Annotated in this window: 6 protein-coding genes; 3 read left to right on the top strand and 3 right to left on the bottom strand. The window is 70.1% G+C overall.

Annotated features, from left to right (window positions below; translation table 11 throughout):
- Positions 1 to 549 (top strand): NRDE family protein (locus IY392_RS01480; protein WP_194860343.1); only part of this gene is annotated, 549 nt, incomplete at its 5' end.
- Between the two features lie 77 nt (positions 550 to 626).
- On the opposite strand, the gene IY392_RS01475 is transcribed toward IY392_RS01480, so the two are convergent.
- Positions 627 to 1,697, bottom strand: a complete 1,071-nt coding sequence (locus IY392_RS01475) for a 2-oxoacid:ferredoxin oxidoreductase subunit beta (protein ID WP_182612919.1) — start codon at positions 1,695 to 1,697, stop codon at positions 627 to 629.
- 24 nt (positions 1,698 to 1,721) lie between these two features.
- Entirely contained in the window at positions 1,722 to 3,722 is a 2,001-nt protein-coding gene (locus tag IY392_RS01470) for a 2-oxoacid:acceptor oxidoreductase subunit alpha (RefSeq protein WP_156607083.1), read from the bottom strand.
- A 554-nt stretch (positions 3,723 to 4,276) separates the two neighbouring features.
- Between IY392_RS01470 and topA the strand changes: the two genes are divergently transcribed.
- The gene (topA, locus tag IY392_RS01465; RefSeq protein WP_194860342.1) at positions 4,277 to 7,288 is read left to right on the top strand and encodes a type I DNA topoisomerase; all 3,012 of its coding nucleotides are present in this window, start codon (positions 4,277 to 4,279) and stop codon (positions 7,286 to 7,288) included.
- A gap of 52 nt (positions 7,289 to 7,340) precedes the next feature.
- Here topA and IY392_RS01460 read toward each other — a convergent pair whose 3' ends face one another.
- Complete coding sequence (locus IY392_RS01460; protein ID WP_107755644.1) at positions 7,341 to 8,924, bottom strand: adenylate/guanylate cyclase domain-containing protein; 1,584 nt, start codon at positions 8,922 to 8,924, stop codon at positions 7,341 to 7,343.
- Between the two features lie 71 nt (positions 8,925 to 8,995).
- Between IY392_RS01460 and IY392_RS01455 the strand changes: the two genes are divergently transcribed.
- Positions 8,996 to 9,857: DNA polymerase III subunit delta' (locus tag IY392_RS01455; protein WP_194860341.1), on the top strand; the 862-nt coding region annotated here is incomplete at its 3' end.

Below are 9,857 nucleotides of genomic sequence, written 5' to 3'. Positions count from 1 at the left end.
GCCCCGGCGACCGCCTCCCGGGGGGAGTTGCCGGTCCGGGCGCTCACCGGGCCGGTCCCCGCGACCGGGTTCGCCCGGCACGTCGTCGACGATCTGGGCCGGTACGGTCCGGTCAACCTCCTGGCCGGCGACCTCGACGAGTTGTGGTGGGCGTCCAACCGCTCCGTCCGGGGGCCGCTGCGGCTGGACACGGGGGTCCACGGACTGTCCAACGCGGCGCTGGACACCCCGTGGCCGAAGGTCGTCGGCGCGGTGCGCGACGTCACGGCGCTGATGGGGACCGGGACGATCTCGGGTCAGGACTGGGCGGGCCCCCTTCTCGACCTGCTCGCCGATCGCCGCAAGGCACCGCTCGGGCACCTCCCACGGACCGGGGTCCCGCTCTGGCACGAGTGGCGCCTGTCGTCGCGGTTCGTCCGGATCGGCCGGTGGTACGGGACCCGGTCGACGACGGCGGTGCGGATCGACGAGCACGGCACGGCTGATGTGGTCGAGCGCACCTGGGACTCCCGGGGACGCGCCGCGGGGACGGTCACCACGAGGATCTGAGTGGAGCGCAGATCCGTGCGGTGGCCGCCCCCCGGGAGACGATCGCGTCGGTGCGTGAGCCGTGGCCCGTGGCCCTTCTAGCCCACGGTCCAGGTGTTGCTGCCGTCGAGCAGGGCCTGGAGGTCCGACGGGGCGGTCTCCTTGGCGGCGGCGACCTGGGCGCGGGCCTGGTCGTCGTAGGTCTCGCGCTGGACCTGCCGGATGATCCCGGTGACGGTGTACTCGAGATCCTGGCTGGACAGGTTCGCCAGCGCGTGCGCGTAGGAGGGGTCCTCGGCATGGGCGTCGTGGACGACGATGTCGGCCTCGTCGACCTCGGCGGTCGCCGCGACCTTCAGCGAGAACCCGGAGCGGACCACGCAGTGCTGGCCCTCGTCGCCGAAGATGATCTTCTCGCCGTGGCGGACCCCGATGAGGTGGTTTCCGGCGTCCTCCTTGCGCAACAGGTCGAACGACCCGTCGTTGAAGATCGGGCAGTCCTGCAGGATCTCCACGAAACTGGTGCCGCGGTGACGGGCGGCGGCGTCGAGGACCTCGGTCAGCCCCTTGCGGTCCGAGTCCAGGGCGCGGGCCACGAAGCTCGCCTGGGCGCCGAGCACCAGAGACAGCGGGTTGAACGGGTGGTCCAACGAGCCCATGGGGCTCGACTTGGTGACCTTGCCCGACTCCGAGGTGGGCGAGTACTGGCCCTTGGTCAGCCCGTAGATCCGGTTGTTGAACATCAGGATGTTGAGGTTGACGTTCCGGCGCAGGGTGTGGATCAGGTGGTTGCCGCCGATCGACATGGCGTCGCCGTCACCGGTGACCACCCATACCGACTGGTCGGGACGGGCGGTGGCCAGGCCGGTCGCGATCGCCGGGGCGCGCCCGTGGATCGAGTGCATGCCGTAGGTCTCGAGGTAGTACGGGAAGCGGCTCGAGCAGCCGATCCCGGAGATGAACGTGATGTTCTCCCGCTTGAGACCGAGCTTGGGCAGCAGGGCACGGATGGTGGCCAGGATGACGTAGTCGCCACACCCGGGGCACCACCGCACCTCCTGGTCCGAGGTGTAGTCCTTGGGCTTCTGCGGTGCGTCGCTCTTGGGGACGGAGGCCAACGCGTCCAGGGGCAGCGGGCTGCCGACGAGTCCGGTTTCGGTGGTGGTCATGGAAGTCCTCTCCTCGCTCGCGGGTCAGCGGGTTCGGTTGGCGGTGGTGGTGCCGGTGGCGGTGTGGCCGATCCGCCGGTGACGCGCGGCGGGCTCGCCGGTCGTGGTGATGACCCCGTCGAGCGCCAGCCGGTACTTGTCGTGCTCGGTGTGGGTGAGCCGACCGGCGAACTCCGCCTCGATGGCGGTCTGCAGTTCCTCGGCCGAGAACGCCATGCCGTGCACCTTGGTGATGGGCTGGATCTGCGCCGGGAAGCGGGCCTTGAGCAACATCGCGAGCTGGCCCAGGTTCATCTCCGGGACGAGCACCCGGTGGTACCTGGCCAGCACCTCGCCGATGTTGTCGGGCAGCGGGTTGAGATGTCGGACGTGCGCACGGGCCACGCGGTGCCCGTTGGCGCGGGCGCGACGGACCGCCTCACCGATGGGGCCGTAGGACGATCCCCAGCCCACCACCAGGACCTCGGCATCGCCGGACGGGTCGTCGACCTCGAGGTCGGGTACGTCGATGAGCGCGATCCGCAGGGCCCGGGTGCGGGTCATGAGGTCGTGGTTCTCCGCCGTGTAGGAGATGTTGCCGGTGCCGTTGGCCTTCTCCAGGCCGCCGATGCGGTGCTCGAGACCCGCCTCACCCGGTATCGCCCAGTCGCGAGCCAACGTCTCCGGGTCGCGGGCGTACGGCAGGTAGTCCCCGGCGGCCTCGGTGTCACCGTCCGCGCCGGTCGCGGGCGCGGTGGCGAGGTTCTTCTCGATGGCCGGCAGGTCGGCCACGTCGGGCAGGAGCCACGGTTCGGAGCCGTTGGCGATCGCGCCGTCGGACAGCACGATGACGGGGGTGCGGTAGGTGACCGCGATCCGCGCCGCCTCCCGGGCGATCTCGAAGCAGTCCGAGGGCGACTGCGGGGCGATCACCGCGACGGGCGATTCCCCGTTGCGCCCGAACAGCGCCTGCAGAAGGTCCGACTGCTCGGTCTTGGTGGGCAGCCCGGTCGAGGGGCCGCCGCGCTGGACGTCGATGATCACCAGCGGCAGCTCGGTCATCACGGCCAGGCCGATGGCCTCCGACTTGAGCGCCAGACCGGGGCCGGAGGTCGAGGTGACCCCCAGTGCCCCGCCGTAGGACGCGCCGAGGGCGGCACCGATTCCGGCGATCTCGTCCTCCGCCTGGAAGGTGGTCACGTCGAACTGCTTGAGCTTGCTCAACTCGTGCAGGATGTCCGAGGCGGGCGTGATGGGGTAGGTGCCCAGGAAGACCGGCATGTCCGCCGACCTGCCCGCGGTGACCAGGCCGTAGGCCATCGCCGTGTTGCCGGTGATCTGGCGGTAGCGACCCTTGGGCAGCTGGGCCGGCTGGATCTCGTACTCGGAGGCGAACGCCTCGGTGGTCTCGCCGTAGTTCCAGCCCGCCCGCAACGCCAGCAGGTTGGCCTGCAGGATCGTCGGCTTCTTCTTGAACTTGTCGCCCAGGAAGGTCTCGATCGAGTCGACCGTGCGGCCGTACATCCAGGTGAGGAGTCCGAGCGCGAACATGTTCTTGCAGCGCTCGGCGTCCTTCTTGCCCACGTCCACGGACTCGACCGCACCGATGGTCAGCGTGCCCATGGCCACCTCGTGCACCTGGAACGCCTCGAAGGCGGGGGAACCGAGCGGGTTGGACTCGTAGCCGACCTTGGTGAGGTTGCGCTTGGTGAACTCGTCGGAGTTGACGATGAGGATGCCACCGGAGGGCAGGTCGTCGATGTTCGCCTTGAGTGCGGCCGGGTTCATCGCCACGAGCACGTCGGGGCGGTCCCCGGCGGTGAGGATGTCGTAGTCCGCGATCTGGATCTGGAAGCTCGACACCCCGTGGATCGTGCCCTGGGGGGCCCGGATCTCGGCCGGGTAGTTGGGCTGGGTCGCCAGGTCGTTGCCGAAGGCCGCCGCCTCCGAGGTGAACTGGTCACCGGCGAGCTGCATGCCGTCTCCGGAGTCGCCCGCGATGCGGATGACCACCTTGTCCAGCTTGGTCTTGGACGCATTGCCCACCGCTGCTGACCTCCGTTGTGTCTGAGATGATCGGGGCTGGTCGTGACTCCCGTACGGCCACCGACGGTACGCCGGTTCGGGCGCGACTCGTCACCCCGACGGAATTGGAAAACGGTAACACGTTCCAGTTCGGCGTGGTTCCCGCTTCTGCCCACCATAGACCGGTCTGTCTATCGGTGCCAATCCGGCGTCGTGTCGAACGCCCTTCTGCTGCTCGTGAGGGGTGTCCGTGACCGGGGACGACGACGAACCGACCCGATGCGACGCGTGACAGATATATAGGGATGCGGCTGTGCACCTTCCCGGGTCGGCCCGCCGGTCCCCGCGCCGCTTTCCGCGGCGACGTCCGGGGCACCTCCGCATGGGGGAGGAGTCGATCGGCGCGGGTGCCCGTCCGCCGCCCGGGGGCGGGCCGGCGCCGAACGCGACTCTTCCGAAGCGCCCCTGGCCTGGTATGAATTCTCATAGACAGGCCCCGGCACGCGTACCGTATCCGGGACCGGACGTCGGTGGCGCACGTCGCCGACGTATCAGCGCAGGTTGGGAGCGGTTCAGTGGCGAGCAAGCAGACAGCATCGGGCGGGAAGCGGAGCCTGGTGATCGTCGAGTCCGCCACCAAGGCCCGCAAGATCCAGCCGTACCTGGGGTCCGACTACGTGGTCGAGGCGTCCGTCGGGCACATCCGCGACCTGCCGAAGGGGGCCGCCGACATCCCGGCCAAGTACAAGAAGGAGCCCTGGGCCCGACTGGGCGTGGACCCGGAGCACAACTTCGAGCCGATCTACGTGGTGAGCGCGGACAAGAAGAAGAAGGTCTCGGAGCTCAAGAAGGAGCTGGCGGGCGTGGACCAGCTCCTGCTGGCCACCGACCCGGACCGTGAGGGCGAGGCGATCGCCTGGCACCTTCTCGAGGTGCTCAAGCCCAAGGTCCCGGTCAAGCGGATGGTGTTCCACGAGATCACCAAGCCGGCCATCCTCGCCGCCGCCGAGAACACCCGCGAGCTGGACACGGACCTCGTCGACGCCCAGGAGACCCGCCGGATCCTCGACCGTCTCTACGGCTATGAGGTCTCTCCTGTGCTGTGGAAGAAGGTCATGCCGCGGCTCTCGGCGGGTCGCGTGCAGTCCGTGGCCACCCGCGTGATCGTCGAGCGGGAGCGGGAGCGCATGGCGTTCGTCGCGGCCGACTACTGGGACATCACCGCGACCCTGACGACCCGCGAGGCCACCGGCGGCGACGCCGGTGAGCCGCGCAGCTTCAACGCCCGCCTCGCCGCGGTGGACGGCGCCCGGGTGGCGCAGGGGCGCGATTTCGGCCAGGACGGTCGACTCAAGACCTCCGGCGCGGCCAAGGACGCGGTGGTGCTCGACGAGTCCGCGGCCCGCGCGCTGTCGGACGCGCTGGACGGCGCCGACTTCGTCGTCGACTCCGTCGAATCCAAGCCGTACACCCGCCGCCCCTACGCGCCGTTCATGACCTCGACGCTGCAGCAGGAGGCCGGCCGCAAACTGCGCTACACCTCCGAGCGCACCATGCGCATCGCGCAGCGGTTGTACGAGAACGGCTACATCACCTACATGCGCACCGACTCCACCACCCTGTCCGAGGGCGGCATCGCGGCCGCCCGCGCGCAGGCCACGGAGCTGTACGGCAGCGAGTACGTCTCGCCCACCCCGCGGCAGTACACCCGCAAGGTCAAGAACTCGCAGGAGGCGCACGAGGCCATCCGTCCGGCGGGGGAGTCCTTCGCCACCCCCGGCCAGCTGCACGGCGTCCTGGACGCCGAGGAGTACCGCCTGTACGAGCTCATCTGGCAGCGCACCGTCGCCTCCCAGATGGCCGACGCCAAGGGCACCTCGGTGAGCATCCGCATCACGGGCGCCGCGGGACAGAACCCGTCCGGGTACGAGCGGGCGACCTTCGCGGCCTCGGGCCGCACCATCACGTTCCCCGGTTTCCTCAAGGCCTACGTGGAGGCGACCGAGGAGCCCGGTGAGCCCTCGGACAAGCCGATGGCGGACGACGCCGAGCGGCGGCTGCCGCGACTGAGCGAGGGGCAGGACCTCACGGGGTCGGACCTGTCCGCCGACGGCCACACCACCAGCCCCCCGGCCCGCTACACCGAGGCGAGCCTGGTCAAGGTCATGGAGGAGATGGGGATCGGCCGCCCCTCGACCTACGCCAGCATCATCCGCACCATCCAGGACCGCGGGTACGTGTACTCCCGGGGCAACGCGCTCGTGCCCAGCTGGGTGGCCTTCGCCGTGGTCGGGCTGCTCGAGCAGAACTTCGGTCGGTTGGTGGACTACGACTTCACCTCGCTCATGGAGGACGAGCTCGACGAGATCGCCGAGGGGCGCGAGAACCGGGACGACTGGCTGCGTCGTTTCTACTTCGGGGACCCCGGCGCGTCCGGGCCCGACGGTGGCGCCGGGGACGCGGGCCACGCGGTCGGGCTCAAGAACCTCATCGACGTCAACCTCGAGGCGATCGACGCCCGCAGCATCAACTCCATCCGGGTCTTCGACGACGCCGAGGGACGACCGGTCCACGTCCGCGTCGGGCGGTACGGTCCGTACCTCGAGCGCATGGTCGCGGGGGAGGACGGCGAGCAGGAGTCGCAGCGCGCCAACCTCCCGGAGGGGATGAGCCCCGACGAGCTCACGCTCGAGGTGGCCGAGAAACTCTTCGCCACCCCCCAGGACGGGCGTCCCCTCGGTGTGGATCCGGAGACGGGTCACGAGATCGTGGTCAAGGACGGCCGCTTCGGGCCCTACGTCACCGAGAAGCTGCCCGAGCCCACCGACGAGGAGAAGGCGCGGTGGGCGGAGAAGGTGCTCGCCGACGCCGAGGCGGAGAAGAAGCGTATCGACGCCGAACGCGACGCCGCGATCGCCGCCGCGGAGACCGACGAGGCCAGAGCCGAGGCCAAGAAGGCGGCGACGAAGGCCAAGTCCGCCGTGACCCGCAAGGCCAAGAAGGAGTCCGACAACCCCACGGGCCCCAAGCCCCGGACCGGATCACTGATGCAGTCCATGGAGCCGGCCACGATCACGCTGGAGGAGGCGCTCAAGCTGCTGTCCCTGCCACGGACCCTGGGCGTCGACCCCGCGAGCGGCGAGGAGATCACCGCTCAGCTCGGTCGGTACGGTCCCTACCTGAGGAAGGGCACCGACTCGCGGACACTGGACACCGAGGACGCCGTGTTCACCATCACCCTCGAGGAGGCTCTGAAGATCTACTCGGAGCCCAAGCGTCGGGGTCGGCAGGCCGCCGCCCCCAAGGCGCTGCGCGAGATGGGGGTCGACGAGGTCTCCGGCAAGCAGATGCTGGTCAAGGACGGGCGCTTCGGGCCGTACGTCACCGACGGTGAGTCGAACGCGTCGCTGCGTAAGGGCGACACCGTGGAGACGCTCACCGACGCGCGCGCCTCGGAACTGTTGTCCGAGAGGCGGGCCAAGTCGCCGCCGCCCAAGAAGGCCGCGGCGAAGAAGGCCGGGGGAAAGGCGACGAAGAAGGCCCCGGCCCGGACGTCACCGGCGAAGAAGGCCACCGCGGGACGCTGACCCCCGCGGGCACCCCGCCCATACCCGGTGCCGGGGCTCGGCCGGGGGGCGCTCAGGCGCCGGCGGCCTCTACTCCCTCGACGGAGGGGCGCAGCGCGACGTTGCCCGACTGCCACCGGTCCGCGAGGGTCGGCCGCAGTGGTCTGGCCAGCTGTGTCATGATTCCGCGGCCCCGCAGCTCGACGCTTCGGCCCAACACCCACCTCGCGGCTTCGGGCGCGTCCGCGTTGCGGATCGCCGCCGCCGACGCCAGCACGTGCCCCTGCTCCGACTTGGCCAGGGTGGTCAACCGTGCGGCCTCGTTGACCGGGTCGCCGATCACGGTGTACTCGAAGCGCTTGGCGTGCCCGATGTGGCCGGCGATCACGGTGCCGTAGGAGACCCCGATGCCCGCCGACAGCGGGGAGAGACCCGCGAGCTGGCTCTGTAGGGCGCGGGCGGCCCGCAGCGCCCGCCCCGCCTCGTTCTCGACCTCCAGAGGCGCGCCGAAGACGGCGAGGAGTGCGTCACCCTGGAACTTGTTGATGTAGCCGCCGTTGGAGTCGACGGCCTCCACCGCGATGCGGAAGAACTCGTTGAGCACGGCGACGACCTCGGCCGGCTCGTGTGCGGCGGCGAACTCCGTCGAACCGGTGAGGTCGACGAAGAGCACCGCGACCTGCTTCTCCTGGCCCCCGAGCTCCGTCCCGCGTTCGAGTGCGTGGCGGGCGACCTCCTCGCCGACGTAGCGACCGAAGAGGTCCTGGATCGCCTCGCGCTCCTGGAGTCCGGTCACCATCTCGTTGAAGCCCTGGCCCAGTCGGCCGATTTCGGAACTGTCGTAGATCGTGACGCGGGCCTCCAGATCGCCCTTCTTGACCCGCCCGACGCCCGCCTGCATCTCGCGGACGGGATCCGCGATGGAGTCCGAGACCAGGCCCATGCCTATCGCGCCCGCGATCACGGCGACGCTGGCCATCACCGCGAGGGCGACGAGGATGTGTCCCGGGTCGTCGCCGAACAACCCGACCCACTGCCCGGTGAGGATCAGCAGGATCCCGGCGACGGGGATGACGGTGGTGAGAGCCCAGCCCAGGAAGATGCGACGACGGACCCCCGGGACGTGCCTGTTGGCGGGGACGCCCCGAGCGAGGGCGCGGACGGTGATCGGCCGCATGATCCGCTCGGCCTGGAGGTAGGAGATGAGGCAGGTGGTGGTCCCGCCGAGGATGCTCGTCACGCCCACGACCAGGGCGAGTCGGGGGGAGTGGCCCACGTTGGCGACGACGAAGACGACCGTGCCGAGCAGCCACATGGTGCCGGAGATGAGCGCTTGGTGGAACGGGAGCTTCAGGGCCCGGTTGCGGATCGCCCCGCCGAACTCCTCACCCGAGCGGTCGACCCGGAGGACCGGGAGCAGGAGCAACGTCGAGGCGATGACCCCGCCGATGAAGGCGAGCACCAGGTAACCGATGAACAAGTACTGGTTGAGGAACCGGAACTGCTCCAGGTCGAGGAAGCGGTCCATCGGCAGGACGAAGCGCAGGAACGCGAAGACGAACACCGCGCCGATGATGTTGGCCTGCACCATCGTGAGGGCGTAGACGGGCCAGGGGGTGGCCCACAGCCACCGGAACAGCCTGACCCATCGCTCCATTGGGCCAAGGGTAGTCCCAGCCCCCGTCACGGGCCCGGAGGTGTGACGGACTGCGGCGATATGGTGGGGCCATGCCAGGGGTGTTCGATCGGTTGGCCGGTCAGGCCGACGTCGTGGGGGAGTTGACCGCTGCGGCGTCGGCCGCGCGTGCGCGGGTCCCCGGCCAGGGGTGGGATGAGGCGGACGCGCGAATGGTCCACGCGTGGCTGTTCACCGGCCCGCCGGGCAGTGGACGGAGCGTCGCCGCCACGTGTTTCGCCGCCGCGTTGCAGTGCGAGCACCCGGAGGTCGTGGGCTGTGGGGAGTGCCGGTCCTGTCACACCGTCCTGGCGGGGACCCACGCGGATGTCCACCTCCTGGCGCCGCAGGGGGTCAACATCCTCCTCAAGGACGTCAAGGAGACCATCCACCGCGCCGCCAGCCGGCCCAGCACCGGGCGCTGGCAGATCGTCGTGGTGGAGGAGGCGGACCGGCTCACCGAGCAGTCCGGTAACGCCCTGCTCAAGGTGGTGGAGGAGCCGCCGAGCCGCACGGTCTTCCTGTTGTGCTCGCCCACGACGGATCCGATGGACATCATGGTCACACTGCGGTCCCGCTCGAGGAACGTCGCCCTGCGTCAACCCGACGCGGCCGCCGTCGAGGCCGCGCTCCTCGCCGATGGGGGGATCGATCCGGAACGGGCGAGGTGGGCGGCGGCCGTCTCCTCCGGTCACATCGGCCGCGCGAGGTGGTTGGCCACCGACGAGGCCACGCGTGAACGCCGCGACGTGGTGTTGGAACTGCCCATGGTCATGCACAACCCCGGCCGGGCCTTTCCGCTGGCGGACCGGTTGGTCAGCGCGGCCGAGCAGGAGGCGCTGGCCCGGAACACCCCGAACGACGAGCGTGAAGTGGAGGAACTGCGCACCGCGATGGGTGTGGGCGGGACCGGGA

The organism is Dietzia sp. SYD-A1, from assembly GCF_015356725.1.
In the GTDB taxonomy this organism is placed as follows: Bacteria; Actinomycetota; Actinomycetes; order Mycobacteriales; family Mycobacteriaceae; genus Dietzia.
Note: the sequence above shows the minus strand (reverse complement) of the source record. Positions and strands in the feature narration are given on the sequence as shown.

Excerpts from the sequence above, each read along its gene's own strand:
- IY392_RS01475 (WP_182612919.1), bottom strand. The coding sequence starts at position 1,697 with ATGACCACCACCGAAACCGGACTCGTCGGCAGCCCGCTGCCCCTGGAC.
- IY392_RS01460 (WP_107755644.1), bottom strand. The coding sequence starts at position 8,924 with ATGGAGCGATGGGTCAGGCTGTTCCGGTGGCTGTGGGCCACCCCCTGG.